At 47.6% G+C, this 16,054-nt stretch carries 12 protein-coding genes and 2 rRNA genes; all 14 read left to right on the forward strand.

Features of this window, described 5'->3' with window-relative positions; translation table 11 throughout:
* Positions 1-2 precede the first annotated feature (2 nt).
* Positions 3-947: a peptidylprolyl isomerase gene (locus MKZ16_RS00370; protein WP_081393440.1), complete on the forward strand. Its 945-nt coding sequence runs from the start codon at positions 3-5 to the stop codon at positions 945-947.
* 141 nt (positions 948-1,088) lie between these two features.
* Complete coding sequence (cysK, locus tag MKZ16_RS00375) at positions 1,089-2,027, forward strand: cysteine synthase A (protein ID WP_036678737.1); 939 nt, start codon at positions 1,089-1,091, stop codon at positions 2,025-2,027.
* 338 nt (positions 2,028-2,365) lie between these two features.
* Entirely contained in the window at positions 2,366-3,979 is a 1,614-nt protein-coding gene (locus MKZ16_RS00380; RefSeq protein WP_076105851.1) for an anthranilate synthase component I family protein, read from the forward strand.
* A complete protein-coding gene (gene pabA / locus MKZ16_RS00385) occupies positions 3,976-4,557 on the forward strand; it encodes an aminodeoxychorismate/anthranilate synthase component II (RefSeq protein ID WP_036678733.1) in 582 nt (193 codons plus the stop codon). Before MKZ16_RS00380 ends, pabA begins: the two co-directional genes overlap by 4 nt.
* Positions 4,554-5,435: an aminotransferase class IV gene (locus tag MKZ16_RS00390; RefSeq protein WP_076105853.1), complete on the forward strand. Its 882-nt coding sequence runs from the start codon at positions 4,554-4,556 to the stop codon at positions 5,433-5,435. Before pabA ends, MKZ16_RS00390 begins: the two co-directional genes overlap by 4 nt.
* Complete coding sequence (gene folP, locus MKZ16_RS00395; protein ID WP_076105856.1) at positions 5,432-6,289, forward strand: dihydropteroate synthase; 858 nt, start codon at positions 5,432-5,434, stop codon at positions 6,287-6,289. Before MKZ16_RS00390 ends, folP begins: the two co-directional genes overlap by 4 nt.
* Positions 6,290-6,319: 30 nt before the next feature.
* A complete protein-coding gene (folB, locus tag MKZ16_RS00400) occupies positions 6,320-6,682 on the forward strand; it encodes a dihydroneopterin aldolase (protein WP_036678726.1) in 363 nt (120 codons plus the stop codon).
* Between the two features lie 11 nt (positions 6,683-6,693).
* Positions 6,694-7,245, forward strand: a complete 552-nt coding sequence (gene folK / locus MKZ16_RS00405; protein ID WP_076105858.1) for a 2-amino-4-hydroxy-6-hydroxymethyldihydropteridine diphosphokinase — start codon at positions 6,694-6,696, stop codon at positions 7,243-7,245.
* The gene (locus MKZ16_RS00410; RefSeq protein ID WP_076099929.1) at positions 7,197-7,406 is read left to right on the forward strand and encodes a helix-turn-helix transcriptional regulator; all 210 of its coding nucleotides are present in this window, start codon (positions 7,197-7,199) and stop codon (positions 7,404-7,406) included. The genes folK and MKZ16_RS00410 overlap by 49 nt, the downstream gene beginning before the upstream one ends.
* Positions 7,407-7,439: 33 nt before the next feature.
* Positions 7,440-8,456 (forward strand): tRNA dihydrouridine synthase DusB, encoded by a 1,017-nt coding sequence (gene dusB, locus MKZ16_RS00415; RefSeq protein ID WP_036678722.1) that lies wholly within the window; start codon positions 7,440-7,442, stop codon positions 8,454-8,456.
* Between the two features lie 201 nt (positions 8,457-8,657).
* Positions 8,658-9,137 (forward strand): transcription elongation factor GreA, encoded by a 480-nt coding sequence (gene greA, locus MKZ16_RS00420; RefSeq protein ID WP_036678719.1) that lies wholly within the window; start codon positions 8,658-8,660, stop codon positions 9,135-9,137.
* 248 nt (positions 9,138-9,385) lie between these two features.
* On the forward strand, positions 9,386-10,903 hold the full coding sequence (gene lysS, locus MKZ16_RS00425) for a lysine--tRNA ligase (protein WP_038573979.1): 1,518 nt from the start codon (positions 9,386-9,388) through the stop codon (positions 10,901-10,903).
* A gap of 406 nt (positions 10,904-11,309) precedes the next feature.
* A 16S ribosomal RNA gene (locus tag MKZ16_RS00430) occupies positions 11,310-12,867 on the forward strand.
* Positions 12,868-13,124: 257 nt separating this feature from the next.
* Positions 13,125-16,051 (forward strand): 23S ribosomal RNA (locus MKZ16_RS00435).
* Together the 16S and 23S rRNA genes form the textbook arrangement of a ribosomal RNA operon.
* Positions 16,052-16,054: the final 3 nt, after the last annotated feature.

Raw genomic sequence — 16,054 nt, forward strand, 5'->3', positions numbered from 1 at the left:
GGATGATGACGAGACAGGAACGTGCACTTCGCAATACGGTTATTATTCTAGCTGTTGCAACTTTAATGCTCGGGGGTCTATTATTCTGGAGTTTGCGCGCCATGGCCCTACTTAAAGGAGATACAACAGACAATGAATCACCGGATGTAGCGACTGCAGGCGGACAACCGATAACGGATCAGCAGTGGATGGATGAGCTCAAAAAAAAGCATGGAGAAGAAGTGTTAATCAGTATGCTTAACCATATTGTCGTGGACATGGAAGCTAAGGCTTTAGGAATTACCGTGACAGACGATGAGGTTAAGCAGGAACTGGCACGCACTATAGTTGGATACGAATCAGAAGCGCAATATTATGCTCAAATGCAATCTCAGCTGGGATTATCTCGTCAGGAAGTGTTCGCAGAGACAGCTTATCGTCTGTCCTTACAAGCGATAGCCACGGTGGGCATTACAATCAGTGATGCCGATATAGATGCTTATTTAGAGCAAAATGCCGAGCGCTTCGTTCCAAAAAAGGAAATGCAGCTTTCTATGATCAAGGTTTCATCCTATGAGGAAGGTCAGCAGCTAATGGATCGCTTGGAACAGGGTGAGGATTTCGCTGATTTGGCTAGGGAAGTGTCTATTGATGAAGAGAGTCGGCAGCATGGAGGCAGTTTAGGCAAAGTAGAGGAAGACGACCCTTTTTGGCCAGAGGGAATGTTAAAGACTGCGGCTGGATTGGATGTGGGTGATATAGCCGGTCCGATCGAGACAGGGGAAGACTTCGCCATTATTCGCTTGGAGAGTATTCACTCTCCAGAAATGCCAGATCAGAAAGAAATTCGGGCGCTTGTACGTCAAGAGCTGGCTTTGGAGCAAGCCCCTCCCTTGCAGCAGGTGGAAAGCAATTTACGCAATAAATATGAGGTGTCAATAAATATTGACAACAGCCTGCAAGATTGATAATATGATATTAACGTAAACCCTACCGTTTTAGTCGGAAATAACTGACGGTGGTCAACAATTTAAACTCCACACACAGAAGCATAAAGTCACAATTTACGTTCTTATATCGCATTTATCATTCTAAGGAGGTTTTTGCTCATGGCTAAAGTCGTTAACAACGTAACAGAATTGATCGGAGGTACTCCGCTCGTTCGTTTGAATCGTCTGGCACAGGAAGGCTCCGCAGATATTTATTTGAAATTGGAATATCAGAACCCGGGATCAAGCGTAAAAGACCGGATTGCAATCAGCATCGTGGAAGAAGCTGAGCGTGAAGGTCTACTGAAACCAGGAGGTACGATTGTAGAAGCTACTAGTGGTAACACTGGTATCGGCCTGGCACTTGTAGCTGCTGCTAAAGGTTATAAGGCAGTTATCGTAATGCCGGAAACAATGAGCTTGGAGCGCCGTAATCTCCTTCGCGCATATGGAGCGGAATTGGTGCTGACCCCAGGATCGGAAGGTATGAATGGTGCGGTTAAGAAAGCAGACGAAATTCTGAAAGAGAACCCAAGCTATTTCCCATCCGAGCAATTCAAGAATAAAGCGAACGTGAAGATTCACCGTGAGACTACTGGACCTGAAATCATTGACGCTATTGAATCCATCGGCGGTCCTTTGGATGCTTTTATTGCAGGTATCGGAACAGGCGGAACGATCACTGGTGCGGGTGAAGTGCTGAAAAGCCAATATCCTGATATTAAGATCTATGCTGTGGAGCCTGCTGCTTCCCCAATCTTGGCTGGAGGCAAACCAGGCCCTCACAAAATCCAAGGTATCGGAGCTAACTTTATCCCTGAGATTCTGAACCAAGATATCTATGATGAAATCATCCACGTTGAGAATGATGAAGCTTTCGAAACTGCACGTCGTGTAGCTAAAGAAGAAGGCGTCTTGTCTGGTATTTCTTCAGGTGCTGCTGTATTTGCCGCACTTAAAGTAGCCAAAGATTTAGGCCCTGGCAAAAAAGTAGTAGTCATTATCCCAAGTAACGGCGAACGTTACCTGAGCACACCACTTTACAATTTCGAAGCGTAATTGTTTGCAATAACGTAAATCTATAAGAGTCTTCATACCACTTTTTTGGTGGTGATGGAGACTCTTTTCGTTGATTTAAAAGGCATTAGGTACTGTGCATATATGGCAGGCTAGACGTGGTAATTTTATTATTGTTGAAAAAAGCTCTGGTTTTTGCAGAAAACGAAAAAATCATAATAATTTCCTATCGCTGAGGGCTTTTCAATAATGCCTTAAGTACAGTATACTGACAGGCAATATACTACTGATGATTGGACAAAACTAAGCAAATGCTTACGAAGCGAGTTTTGTCTCGAAGATTAAACTGTAAGATGATGCTAGACAAAACTTTTAGGAGGATGGCTTTGGAAATCATAACAACCTGGAACGAGTGGGAACAATGGGCTGCAGAAGACTGGAGCATGTTTCCCTTGATTATAAAATCTCCCCGGTGCACAAACGAATTACCCGCGTCCTGGGAGAAAGCCTGGGAGTTAGCTTCCCAGTATTCTGTAGTTTTAGAAAGTGGTAAGGGTGGCCGTTATACGTACTTGGGCTTGAACCCTGTTTCGATATTGAAGGGCAAGGAGGATAATGCGGAAGTATTTAGCTTCCCTACTGAATCTTTGGAATCAGCATCAGTGGACGAGGAGAGGATACCTGAGGCAACAACACTGCATGGACAACCGCTGGAGCTACTGCAGCAATGGATGTCGGATTTTACGTCGCCTAAGTTAAAGGATGAAGATGTTCCTCCTTTTTCTGGTGGATGTATTGGTTTCCTTGGTTATGATGTGGTTCGTTCTTTGGAACGATTGCCGTCTCTTGCCCAAGATGATCCTGGTTTTCCTGATTTTCTTTTTATGAGGTTTGACGAGATATGGATCTATGATCACGAAGAGCATGTGCTTTATTGTGCTGTTCACGTTCCAGTTCCAGCAGACTGTGGGATGGAAGAGCTGCAAAATCTTTATCTTGGCAGTATAGAACAGGCTGGACAAATGGTAGAGCAGTGGCAGCTGATATCTTCAGCCGCAGGATTGGATGATGAGGCTGTGGGCAGCATTGAGGCCCTTACAGTTTCATCAGGAGAGTGGCCGGGCATGGCTTCCGCTTTTTCGCCTGAGAAGTTTCAGCAGGCAGTGCTGGACGTTCAGGAATACATCCGCCAAGGTGATGTCTTCCAAGTGAACCTCTCGCTGCGCCAGGAGGCGCAGCTGAAGTCCCCGCCGGAGGATGTTTACGAGTGGCTGCGCAAGCTCAACCCGTCCCCGTACATGGGGCTCTTGCGGTCGCCCGGCTTCGCGCTGTCCAGCGCTTCACCGGAGCTGCTCGTCAAGCTGCACGGGGACAAAGTGAGCGCCCGGCCAATCGCCGGCACCCGGCGCCGGGGACTCACTCCCGCGGAGGATGCCGCCATGGAGGCGGAGCTTCGCGGGAGCGAAAAAGAGATCGCCGAGCATATCATGCTTGTCGATCTGGAACGCAACGACATCGGGCGTGTCGCTGCATACGGTTCCGTCAGCGTGCCGGAGCTGATGACGGTGGAGCGCTACTCTCATGTGATGCATCTGGTTTCGCAGGTAGAGGGCCAGATTGCGCCGGATAAAGACGCGTATGCGGTTATTGCAGCTTTATTCCCCGGGGGGACTATTACAGGGGCTCCCAAGGTAAGGACAATGGAGATTATTGAAGAATTGGAGCCGGTTCGACGTGGACCCTATACAGGATCGATGGGTTTTATTGACTATAACGGCAATATGGAATTAAATATTATTATAAGAACGCTGGCTGTAAAAGACGGGGTCGGATATATTCAGACAGGTGCCGGCATAGTGATCGATTCCGATCCCTACCGTGAATACCGTGAATGCCATAATAAAGCCAAAGCGGTAGTGAAGGCAGTACTCTGTAGTGAACTGCAGCAGGAATTGCCAGCTACCAGCGGAGCCGAAGGGGGAGTAGCACTGTGATCTTGGTCATCGATAATTATGATTCCTTTACGTATAACCTCGTACAGTATTTAGGTGAGCTTGGGGAAGAGGTTAAAGTGCACCGCAATGATGAAATTACCATCGAAGAGATTGAAAAGCTGGCACCTGACCATATTCTAATTTCACCAGGCCCATGTACGCCAAATGAAGCGGGAATTAGTCTGGAATTGTTGCATCATTTCAAGGGGATCATTCCGATCTTCGGCGTATGCCTTGGACATCAAGCGATTGGACAAGCATTTGGTGGCAATGTCATCCGTGCTGAGCGTTTGATGCATGGGAAGACATCGCCTATTTACCATAACGGGACCTCAGTTTTTGAAGGTCTGGAGTCTCCATTTACAGCTACCCGATATCATTCACTGATTGTAGAGCGGGAGAGTCTCCCAGATTGCTTGGAGATTACGGCTGAGACTGAAGAAGGGGAGATTATGGCATTGCGCCATAAAGAATACCCTATTGAAGGTGTGCAGTTCCACCCGGAATCTATTATTACGGATCATGGTCATACGATGCTGCGTAATTTCTTGAAACGGAGAGCCGGAGAAACGGCATGAAATATATAGGATTTAACAATGGTGTCATTGACGCCCGAGAAACCGTGGTTTCTACCTTGGATCACGGCTTTTTGTACGGCATTGGCTTGTTCGAAACCTTTAGGACCTATGGGGGAGTTCCCTTTTTGCTGGAGCGTCATTTGAAGCGTATGGCAGAGGGTTGCAAGGCACTGGGCATTCCATTTGAAGCAGAAGCGGCACATCTACTTGACTGGATTAAGCGCGTTATGGACAAAAATGAATTAAAAGAAGCTTATATACGCTATACCGTAACAGCCGGTGAGGATATTCTCGGATTACCTGCTGGTGATTATCAAAAGCCTAATCATTTGTTGTACATCAAAGCGCTGCCGAAAGTACCAGATAAACTCTATAGTGAAGGCAAAGAGCTGCAGCTGTTGTCCTTGCGGCGTAATACTCCTGAGGGAACAGTGCGATTCAAGTCGCTGCATTATATGAATAACATTCTGGCTAAGCGAGAGCTTAGAGGGTATACTTCTGCGGCAAATGGTGCTGAAGGACTAATGCTGACGGCAGAAGAATTTATTGCCGAGGGCATTGTCAGCAACATCTTTTTTGTAAAAAACAACAGGCTCTATACCCCAGATCTTACAACAGGGATACTTCCGGGAATTACCCGGGAAATGGTAATGGAGCTGGCTCTTAGTGCAGGCCTTAGTGTTGAAGAAGGAACATATCACTGGGAGCAGTTAAAAGCTGCTGATGAAGTGTTTCTTACCAATTCCGTACAAGAAATCGTTCCTGTTACCGGGATGTGGCATGGAGATGCAAGATTTACTATAGGTACTGGCCAGTGTGGAACAATTACTGCTGGCTTGATTTCATCATATAGAGATAGGACGGCGATTGCGAAATGAGACCAGTCCTCTTTAAGCGGACATACCGTTGTGGAAATACAGACTTGGAGTTAGGAAATCGAACATTGATTATGGGCATCCTTAATGTGACCCCTGATTCTTTTTCAGATGGAGGACTTTGGGATCATCCGGACAAAGCAGTTGAGCATGCGCTGCGTATGGCTGCAGAGGGTGCTGATATTATTGATATCGGCGGTGAATCTACTCGTCCTGGTCATCAACCGGTGGGAATTGAAGAGGAGTTAGCTCGTGTATTGCCTGTGATCGAGAGTATTCATAAGGCGGCACCTCACCTTCCGTTATCTATCGATACCTATAAAGCTGAAGTAGCCCGCCAAGCTATAGCTGCGGGTGCCCATATCATTAATGACATATGGGGTTGTAAGGCCGATCCGGAAATGGCGGCAGTGGCCGCTGCTGCTGACTGTCCTATTATTTTGATGCATAACCGGCAGGACCGTAATTATACGAATCTGAGTGCGGATATGTCGGCTGACCTTAAGGAAAGTATTGATCTTGCGGTAGCCGCAGGTGTTAAGCCGGCCAATATCATATTGGATCCAGGTATCGGCTTTGCTAAGGATTATAATGAAAACCTGCAGGCAATGACGCTTTTAGACGGGTTGACTGAGTTAGGTTATCCGTTGTTACTGGCGACTTCCCGCAAAAAATTCATCCGCACGGTACTTGATTTGCCGTCTGATGATGTTGTGGAAGGCACCGCAGCTACAGTAGCTTTTGGGATAGCTCAGGGTTGCCAGATCGTACGTGTACATGATGTATCTCTGATTAAACGAACGGTTAAGATGTGTGATGCGATGTTGTATGCTGCACCTCCAGTGGTGCGTGAATAGCTATATTTTACGAAAAAGGGCGGATTAATCATGGATAAAATGACAATGCATCGCATGGAATATTACGGATACCACGGTGTATTTGAGGAAGAACGTAAGCTGGGACAACGTTTTTACATTGATTTAGAGCTGGAGCTTGATTTGCAGGGTGCGGGCTTGAATGATGATTTGAGTCAAACCGTGAATTATGCTGAAGTTCATGAATTAGTCAAAAACATTGTCGAAATAAAGTCTTTTAAGTTGATCGAAGCTTTGGCAGAATATATTGCATCCTCCGTACTGGACACTTATACTGTTATCAATGCAGTAACGGTTAAGGTAACTAAACCCCATCCGCCTTTCGACATTCATTTTCAGGGAGTGACTGTAGAGCTGCGCAGAACTAGAAAGTGAGAACAAGGTCCATGAATATACATTCCACCTCTGAAGAATCAGAGGCTTATATTGCTTTAGGGGCTAATTTAGGTGACCGCGAGGGCACGCTGTCAGAGGCTTTGAACAGACTGGACGCTCATGATGAAATATCGGTGGTCCGCTGCTCCAAAGTTTACGAGACAGAGCCAGTAGGTTATTTAGATCAGCCGCAGTTTCTCAATATGGCAGCAGCTTTGCGAACGACACTTGCGCCCGAGTCCTTGCTGGAAGTGATGTTGGGGATTGAAACGCAGTTGGGTCGTATCCGGGATATCCGCTATGGACCGAGAACGGTAGATTTGGATTTGTTGTGGGTTGAGGGTCAGGTGCTCGATACACCACATTTAACGTTACCGCATCCACGCATGTTAGAGCGTGCTTTTGTATTGTTTCCGCTCAGTGACATCGTTCCACAGAATGAACAATCTTCCGGACTTCGCAAGCTGATTACAGCAGTGCTTCAAGACATAGATGGGAAGGAAGGAATTCGGTTGTGGACAACAAGCGTTTGGGACGGAGGGTCAGGGCATTCCGTAAGCTAAAAGGGTATACTCAACAGGATCTTGCGGATCTTGCCGGAATTTCCTTGGCTGTGCTTGGTGCAGTCGAGAGGGGTAACAGACGATTAGAAGATCAAATTTTAGATAAAATTGCGAATGTCCTAGGGGTTACAACAGAAGAGCTTGTGGATCCCAACTCATAATTTTTAAGAATTAAAAGGCAGGAAGTGATACGAATGCTGAAGATTGGCGATATCGAGATGAAAAATCAGGTTGTTCTGGCACCTATGGCTGGCGTGTGCAATCCGGCTTTTCGTCTGATCGCTAAGGAATTTGGTACAGGTCTGGTCTGTGCGGAAATGGTAAGCGATAAGGCCATTATTCACGGAAATACACGTACTCGCGAAATGTTGTTTGTAGATGAACGGGAGAAACCGCTTAGTTTGCAGATTTTTGGCGGGGATAGAGAATCACTGGTGCAAGCAGCAAAAGTGGTTGATAAAGAAACCAATGCTGATATTATCGATATCAATATGGGATGCCCAGTGCCTAAAGTAACTAAATGTGATGCGGGAGCCCGCTGGCTTTTGAATCCCGACAAAATCTATGAAATGGTCTCTGCGGTTGTCGATGTTGTCGATAAACCCGTAACCGTGAAAATGCGGATTGGCTGGGATAGCGAGCATATTTTTGTCGAAGATAATGCGCGTGCGGTTGAACGTGCCGGGGGTAAGGCTGTCAGCGTACACGGTCGTACCCGGGAGCAGCTTTACACAGGCCATGCGGACTGGAACTATATCAAGATGGCAAAAGAAGCAGTTTCTATTCCTGTTATTGGCAACGGGGATGTTAATACACCTGAAGATGCTCGGGCTATGTTGGATCAGACTGGCTGCGATGGCGTAATGATCGGGCGTGGAGCACTCGGCAATCCTTGGATGTTGTATCGTACGATTCAATATTTGAGCACCGGCGAGCTTATGCCTGAACCTGGCTTGGATGAGAAGATTAAGGTTGCTATTCTTCATATGGATCGACTGGTAGCTCTTAAGGGAGAAGCTGTAGCTGTCCGTGAGATGCGTAAGCATATGGCCTGGTACTTAAAAGGCTTGAAGGCTGCCGCTAGAGTGAAGGATGTTCTCATGACAGAAACAAAACGCGATGGAATGGTGAGGATATTGAATGATTTTGTCGTTCAATTAAAGCATGAAGAAGAGAGCAAGGGCATTGAAATGTCTTCTTCTGCTGTATAATCACCTTTTTTCTGCTGATATTTGAACACATCTGACTTTATATGTGGTGTCATTGACATTTTGTAGCGGTTCCAATATAATTTCACAGTATAAAATCGCCGTTACAGTAAGAGCAATGCAGCAGGGAGGGTTCTTATCCTTCTAGATTAGCATATAGTATGGTGTTTTCAATAATTGTATACGACAGGAGAATCGGTTGAGATGAGCGATAAAGAAGTCATCCTTACGCCGGACGGGCTAAAACGTCTGGAAGATGAGCTGGAGACCCTCAAATCCGTAAAACGCCGTGAGGTTGCTGAACGGATTAAGGTAGCGATTGGCTACGGAGATATCAGTGAGAACTCGGAGTATGAAGACGCGAAGAATGAGCAAGCTTTTATCGAAGGACGCGTTCTAACTTTGGAGAAGATGCTTCGCAACGCGCGTATCATCAATAGCGACGAGATCGTTACTGACGTAGTAAGTATTGGTGTTACTGTAAGTGTCGAGGATTTGGAATATGGGGACACTATGGAGTATACGATCGTAGGTACAGCAGAGTCTGATCCACTGAATAACAAGATTTCCAATGAAAGTCCGGTAGGCAAAGCTATTATCGGGAAAAAAATAGGTACGGTTGTTGATGTTTCTACACCTGCAGGAGTTATTCAATATAAAATTCTCGATATCAGAATGAAGTAATATACAGACCTTAATGTCTGTAAATAGATGTGCTGCCGTATGTATTAGTCATTTCACTGTACATAGGTAGATAAGGGAACATGTTTGGGAAAGCTTCCTTAGGGAAGCTTTTTTCAAATCATCCAGAAACGATAGGTAAAACAAACTGCTTATATTTTGAGCTGGAACGGGACTGTCCTCTAACTATGGAGACGGAGCCGTTTCTTCTTGTGTATATGATATTACTGAGTTATAAGGGGATGAATCGCATGACCGAGGAAATGAACAATGTGGACAATGCAGAGAACGAACTTAGTGAGCTTTTGCAGATCCGCCGTGCCAAACTGGACGAGCTAAGAGGACTTGGTATTGATCCTTTTGGCAAAAAATACGAGCGCACAGCTAACGCTGGCGATATCGTAGCTAAGTATGATGGACTTTCCAAAGAGGAATTGGACGAGCTTTCTGTTGAAGTGAGCATTGCTGGACGTATTATGGCAAAACGCGTTATGGGTAAAGCCAGCTTTGCGCATATCCAGGACCTTAGTGGAAGAATTCAGCTTTATGTTCGTCAAGACAGCATTCCTGAAACTCAATACGCGGCGTTTAATGTTCTCGATCTGGGAGATATTATTGGCGTTCGTGGAACAGTATTCAAAACCAAAACAGGCGAGACCTCCATCAAAGTGCATAATCTCGAAGTCTTGTCCAAATCCCTGCTGCCACTTCCTGAGAAATATCATGGTCTTAAAGATGTAGAACTGCGTTATCGCCAGCGCTATGTTGATTTGATTATTAATCCGGAAGTTCAACAGACCTTTATTGCCCGTTCAAGAATTATTCAATCGATGCGTCGCTATTTGGATTCACTTGGTTATCTTGAAGTTGAAACACCTACACTTCATACGATCGCCGGCGGAGCAGCTGCGCGTCCGTTTATTACTTACCACAACACACTTGAAATGCAGCTGTATATGCGGATTGCTATCGAGCTTCACTTGAAACGCCTTATTGTTGGCGGTTTGGAAAAAGTGTACGAAATCGGCCGTGTATACCGTAACGAGGGAATGTCGACTCGTCATAATCCAGAGTTTACTATGATTGAGTTGTACGAAGCATATGCTGACTACAAGGACATCATGAATCTCACGGAGAATATGATTGCACATATTGCCCAAGAGGTATTAGGTACACAACTGCTGGATTACCAAGGCAAAGAGGTAAATCTGTCTCCAGGATGGCGTCGTGTAACTATGGTTGATGCTGTTAAAGAAGTAACCGGTGTTGATTTCAGTGTTCACATGACAGATGACGAAGCACAAGCTTTGGCAAAAGAACATCGTGTGCCTGTTGAGAAACATATGACGTTCGGTCATATCCTTAACGCTTTCTTCGAGCAATTTGTAGAGGAAACTCTAATTCAGCCAACCTTTGTAATGGGACACCCTGTTGAAATTTCACCACTTGCGAAGAAAAACGATGAGGATCCACGCTTTACCGATCGTTTTGAGCTGTTTATTGTGGGTCGTGAGCACGCTAATGCATTTAGTGAATTGAATGATCCGATTGACCAACGTCAACGCTTTGAGGCACAGATCCAGGAGAAAGAGCAAGGTAATGACGAAGCTCATGAGATGGACGATGATTTCATCCGCGCCCTGGAATATGGTATGCCACCTACTGGCGGACTGGGAATCGGCGTAGACCGTCTGATCATGCTGCTTACCAATTCTGCATCGATTCGCGATGTATTGCTGTTTCCACATATGCGTAACCGTACTGAATAGTATCTATACAACACAGGGCTTAAGGGAGCTGTCTAAGGACAGTTCTCTTGGCTACTGTTGATTAGAAGCGGTGCTTTCACTTCATTGCTCCTATAGAATGTAGAGATTTAATATTAGTTTCAAAAAAACTCTTGCAATGAATCTCTATACATGATATATTCTAAGTCCGGCCAAGAAATACACATGCCGAGCTCGAAAATGAGGTTAAAAAAAGAGCTTGACATTAAATAGCCGAACATGATATAGTATAAGAGTTGCTGCTGAGACATTAAACGGCGCCAACGAGAACTTGATCTTTGAAAACTGAACAACGAGTGAGTAGGAAATCACGTAAGTGAAATCCAAAATTAGAGAATTAATTTTCTCGTCAGATGTTTCAAAATGAGCATATCGCTCTTTTCAATACTAATTGGAGAGTTTGATCCTGGCTCAGGACGAACGCTGGCGGCGTGCCTAATACATGCAAGTCGAGCGGAGTTACTTTGAAAGCTTGCTTTCAAAGTAACTTAGCGGCGGACGGGTGAGTAACACGTAGGCAACCTGCCCTTCAGACTGGGATAACTACCGGAAACGGTAGCTAATACCGGATAATTTCTTTTTTCTCCTGAGAGAAGAATGAAAGACGGAGCAATCTGTCACTGAGGGATGGGCCTGCGGCGCATTAGCTAGTTGGTGGGGTAACGGCCCACCAAGGCGACGATGCGTAGCCGACCTGAGAGGGTGAACGGCCACACTGGGACTGAGACACGGCCCAGACTCCTACGGGAGGCAGCAGTAGGGAATCTTCCGCAATGGGCGAAAGCCTGACGGAGCAACGCCGCGTGAGTGATGAAGGTTTTCGGATCGTAAAGCTCTGTTGCCAGGGAAGAACGTCCGGTAGAGTAACTGCTACCGGAGTGACGGTACCTGAGAAGAAAGCCCCGGCTAACTACGTGCCAGCAGCCGCGGTAATACGTAGGGGGCAAGCGTTGTCCGGAATTATTGGGCGTAAAGCGCGCGCAGGCGGCTATTTAAGTCTGGTGTTTAAACCTTGGGCTCAACCTGAGGTCGCACTGGAAACTGGGTGGCTTGAGTACAGAAGAGGAAAGTGGAATTCCACGTGTAGCGGTGAAATGCGTAGATATGTGGAGGAACACCAGTGGCGAAGGCGACTTTCTGGGCTGTAACTGACGCTGAGGCGCGAAAGCGTGGGGAGCAAACAGGATTAGATACCCTGGTAGTCCACGCCGTAAACGATGAGTGCTAGGTGTTAGGGGTTTCGATACCCTTGGTGCCGAAGTTAACACAGTAAGCACTCCGCCTGGGGAGTACGGTCGCAAGACTGAAACTCAAAGGAATTGACGGGGACCCGCACAAGCAGTGGAGTATGTGGTTTAATTCGAAGCAACGCGAAGAACCTTACCAGGTCTTGACATCCCTCTGAATCTGCTAGAGATAGCAGCGGCCTTCGGGACAGAGGAGACAGGTGGTGCATGGTTGTCGTCAGCTCGTGTCGTGAGATGTTGGGTTAAGTCCCGCAACGAGCGCAACCCTTAACTTTAGTTGCCAGCAAGTAATGTTGGGCACTCTAGAGTGACTGCCGGTGACAAACCGGAGGAAGGTGGGGATGACGTCAAATCATCATGCCCCTTATGACCTGGGCTACACACGTACTACAATGGCCGGTACAACGGGAAGCGAAGCCGCGAGGTGGAGCCAATCCCATCAAAGCCGGTCTCAGTTCGGATTGCAGGCTGCAACTCGCCTGCATGAAGTCGGAATTGCTAGTAATCGCGGATCAGCATGCCGCGGTGAATACGTTCCCGGGTCTTGTACACACCGCCCGTCACACCACGAGAGTTTACAACACCCGAAGTCGGTGGGGTAACCCGCAAGGGAGCCAGCCGCCGAAGGTGGGGTAGATGATTGGGGTGAAGTCGTAACAAGGTAGCCGTATCGGAAGGTGCGGCTGGATCACCTCCTTTCTATGGAGAATCGTCTTCTGCAATGAAGACATTCAAATCGGAAGCTCAGCTTCCAAAACTCAGGTTTAGGCCTGTTACTCACTCGTTGCTCAGTTTTGAGAGTTTAAGCTCTCAGTAAGACTTGATCCTTGAAAACTGGATACCGAAACGAATTTGCGTTTTAGAACATCTTTTAGCAACTTGTGCAAACAAGTAAATGTTATTAGTGAGATTTTTCAAAGAAGATATCGTTCGATATTTTCCTACGGAAAAATCAAGGTTAAGCTAATAAGAGCACACGGAGGATGCCTAGGCGCCAGGAGCCGACGAAGGACGTGGCGAACAACGAAACTGCCTCGGGGAGCTGTAAGCAAGCTTTGATCCGGGGGTGTCCGAATGGGGAAACCCAGCTGTGGTAATTCGCAGTTACTCATACCTGAATACATAGGGTGTGTAGAGGCAGACCAGGGGAACTGAAACATCTAAGTACCCTGAGGAAGAGAAAACAATAGTGATTCCGTCAGTAGCGGCGAGCGAACGCGGAACAGCCTAAACCTAAGAGCTTGCTCTTAGGGGTTGTGGGACGTCTCACATGGAGTTACAAAGGAATATGGTAGGTGAAGAGGTCTGGAAAGGCCCGCGATAGAGGTAAAAGCCCTGTAACCTAAACTGTGTTCTCTCCGAGACGGATCCCGAGTAGTGCGGGGCACGTGAAACCCCGTATGAATCCAGCAGGACCATCTGCTAAGGCTAAATACTACCTGGCGACCGATAGTGAAACAGTACCGTGAGGGAAAGGTGAAAAGCACCCCGGAAGGGGAGTGAAATAGAACCTGAAACCGTGTGCTTACAAAAAGTCAGAGCCCGATCTATGGGTGATGGCGTGCCTTTTGTAGAATGAACCGGCGAGTTACGTTTAACATGCAAGGTTAAGCCGAGAAGGTGGAGCCGCAGCGAAAGCGAGTCTGAATAGGGCGATTGAGTATGTGGACGTAGACCCGAAACCGTGTGATCTACCCCTGTCCAGGGTGAAGGTGCGGTAACACGCACTGGAGGCCCGAACCCACGTACGTTGAAAAGTGCGGGGATGAGGTGGGGGTAGCGGAGAAATTCCAATCGAACTCGGAGATAGCTGGTTCTCCCCGAAATAGCTTTAGGGCTAGCCTCGGTATAAGAGTAGTGGAGGTAGAGCACTGATTGGGTGCGGGGTCCGCAAGGATTACCAAGCTCAGTCAAACTCCGAATGCCATATACTTATTGCCGGGAGTCAGACAGTGAGTGCTAAGATCCATTGTCAAAAGGGAAACAGCCCAGACCATCAGCTAAGGTCCCCAAGTGTGTGTTAAGTGGGAAAGGATGTGGAGTTGCACAGACAACCAGGATGTTGGCTTAGAAGCAGCCACCATTGAAAGAGTGCGTAATAGCTCACTGGTCGAGTGACTCTGCGCCGAAAATGTAACGGGGCTAAACACACCACCGAAGCTATGGCTAGATACGTATGTATCTGGGGTAGGGGAGCGTTGTGTAGGGGTTGAAGGTGTACTGAAAAGAGCGCTGGACACTACACAAGTGAGAATGCCGGTATGAGTAACGAAAAGATCAGTGAGAATCTGATCCGCCGAAAGCCCAAGGTTTCCTGAGGAAGGCTCGTCCGCTCAGGGTAAGTCGGGACCTAAGGCGAGGCCGAAAGGCGTAGTCGAAGGACAACAGTTTGAAATTACTGTACCACCGTAATCCGCTATGAGCGATGGGGTGACGCAGGAGGGTAGTGACGCGGACTGATGGATGTCCGTCTAAGCAGTGAGGCTGATGTGTAGGCAAATCCGCACATCATTAAGGCTGGGCTGTGATGGGGAGCGAAAATTATAGTAGCGAAGGTCATGATCTCACACTGCCAAGAAAAGCCTCTAGCCAGGAGAAGGTGCCCGTACCGCAAACCGACACAGGTAGGCGAGAAGAGAATTCTAAGGCGCGCGGAAGAACTCTCGTTAAGGAACTCGGCAAAATGACCCCGTAACTTCGGGAGAAGGGGTGCCCCGGTAGTGTGAATAGCACGAGGGGGCCGCAGTGAAAAGGCCCAAGCGACTGTTTAGCAAAAACACAGGTCTGTGCGAAGCCGCAAGGCGAAGTATACGGGCTGACGCCTGCCCGGTGCTGGAAGGTTAAGGGGAGTGGTTAGGGGTAACCCGAAGCTATGAACCGAAGCCCCAGTAAACGGCGGCCGTAACTATAACGGTCCTAAGGTAGCGAAATTCCTTGTCAGGTAAATTCTGACCCGCACGAATGGCGTAACGACTTGGGCGCTGTCTCAACGAGAGATCCGGTGAAATTTTAATACCTGTGAAGATGCAGGTTACCCGCGACAAGACGGAAAGACCCCATGGAGCTTTACTGCAGCTTGATATTGAATTTGGGTACGATCTGTACAGGATAGGTGGGAGCCGTAGAAATCGGAGCGCAAGCTTCGGTGGAGGCGCCGTTGGGATACCACCCTGATCGTATCTAGGTTCTAACCTAGTACCCTTACCGGGTACGGGGACCGTGTCAGGCGGGCAGTTTGACTGGGGCGGTCGCCTCCTAAAGAGTAACGGAGGCGTTCCAAGGTTCCCTCAGAATGGTTGGAAATCATTCGCAGAGTGCAAAGGCATAAGGGAGCTTGACTGCGAGACCTACAAGTCGAGCAGGGACGAAAGTCGGACTTAGTGATCCGGTGGTACCGCATGGAAGGGCCATCGCTCAACGGATAAAAGCTACCCTGGGGATAACAGGCTTATCTCCCCCAAGAGTCCACATCGACGGGGAGGTTTGGCACCTCGATGTCGGCTCATCGCATCCTGGGGCTGAAGTAGGTCCCAAGGGTTGGGCTGTTCGCCCATTAAAGCGGTACGCGAGCTGGGTTCAGAACGTCGTGAGACAGTTCGGTCCCTATCTGTCGTGGGCGCAGGAAATTTGAGAGGAGCTGTCCTTAGTACGAGAGGACCGGGATGGACGTACCGCTGGTGCACCAGTTGTTCCGCCAGGAGCATGGCTGGGTAGCTACGTACGGACGGGATAAGCGCTGAAAGCATCTAAGCGTGAAGCCCCCCTCAAGATGAGATTTCCCAATTAGTAAGACCCCTTGAAGACGACGAGGTAGATAGGTTGGAGGTGGAAGTGCAGCAATGCATGGAGCTGACCAATACTAATCGGTCGAGGGCTTATCCTATAC

This window comes from Paenibacillus sp. FSL R5-0928 (assembly GCF_037970385.1).
In the GTDB taxonomy this organism is placed as follows: Bacteria; Bacillota; Bacilli; order Paenibacillales; family Paenibacillaceae; genus Paenibacillus_AQ; species Paenibacillus_AQ odorifer.

Bases quoted from the DNA above. Each gene is read 5' to 3' on its own strand.
- MKZ16_RS00370 (WP_081393440.1), top strand. From the start codon at position 3: ATGATGACGAGACAGGAACGTGCACTTCGCAATACGGTTATTATTCTA.
- cysK (WP_036678737.1), top strand. From the start codon at position 1,089: ATGGCTAAAGTCGTTAACAACGTAACAGAATTGATCGGAGGTACTCCG.
- MKZ16_RS00380 (WP_076105851.1), top strand. From the start codon at position 2,366: ATGGCTTTGGAAATCATAACAACCTGGAACGAGTGGGAACAATGGGCT.
- MKZ16_RS00390 (WP_076105853.1), top strand. From the start codon at position 4,554: ATGAAATATATAGGATTTAACAATGGTGTCATTGACGCCCGAGAAACC.
- folP (WP_076105856.1), top strand. From the start codon at position 5,432: ATGAGACCAGTCCTCTTTAAGCGGACATACCGTTGTGGAAATACAGAC.
- folB (WP_036678726.1), top strand. From the start codon at position 6,320: ATGGATAAAATGACAATGCATCGCATGGAATATTACGGATACCACGGT.
- folK (WP_076105858.1), top strand. From the start codon at position 6,694: ATGAATATACATTCCACCTCTGAAGAATCAGAGGCTTATATTGCTTTA.
- dusB (WP_036678722.1), top strand. From the start codon at position 7,440: ATGCTGAAGATTGGCGATATCGAGATGAAAAATCAGGTTGTTCTGGCA.
- greA (WP_036678719.1), top strand. From the start codon at position 8,658: ATGAGCGATAAAGAAGTCATCCTTACGCCGGACGGGCTAAAACGTCTG.
- lysS (WP_038573979.1), top strand. From the start codon at position 9,386: ATGACCGAGGAAATGAACAATGTGGACAATGCAGAGAACGAACTTAGT.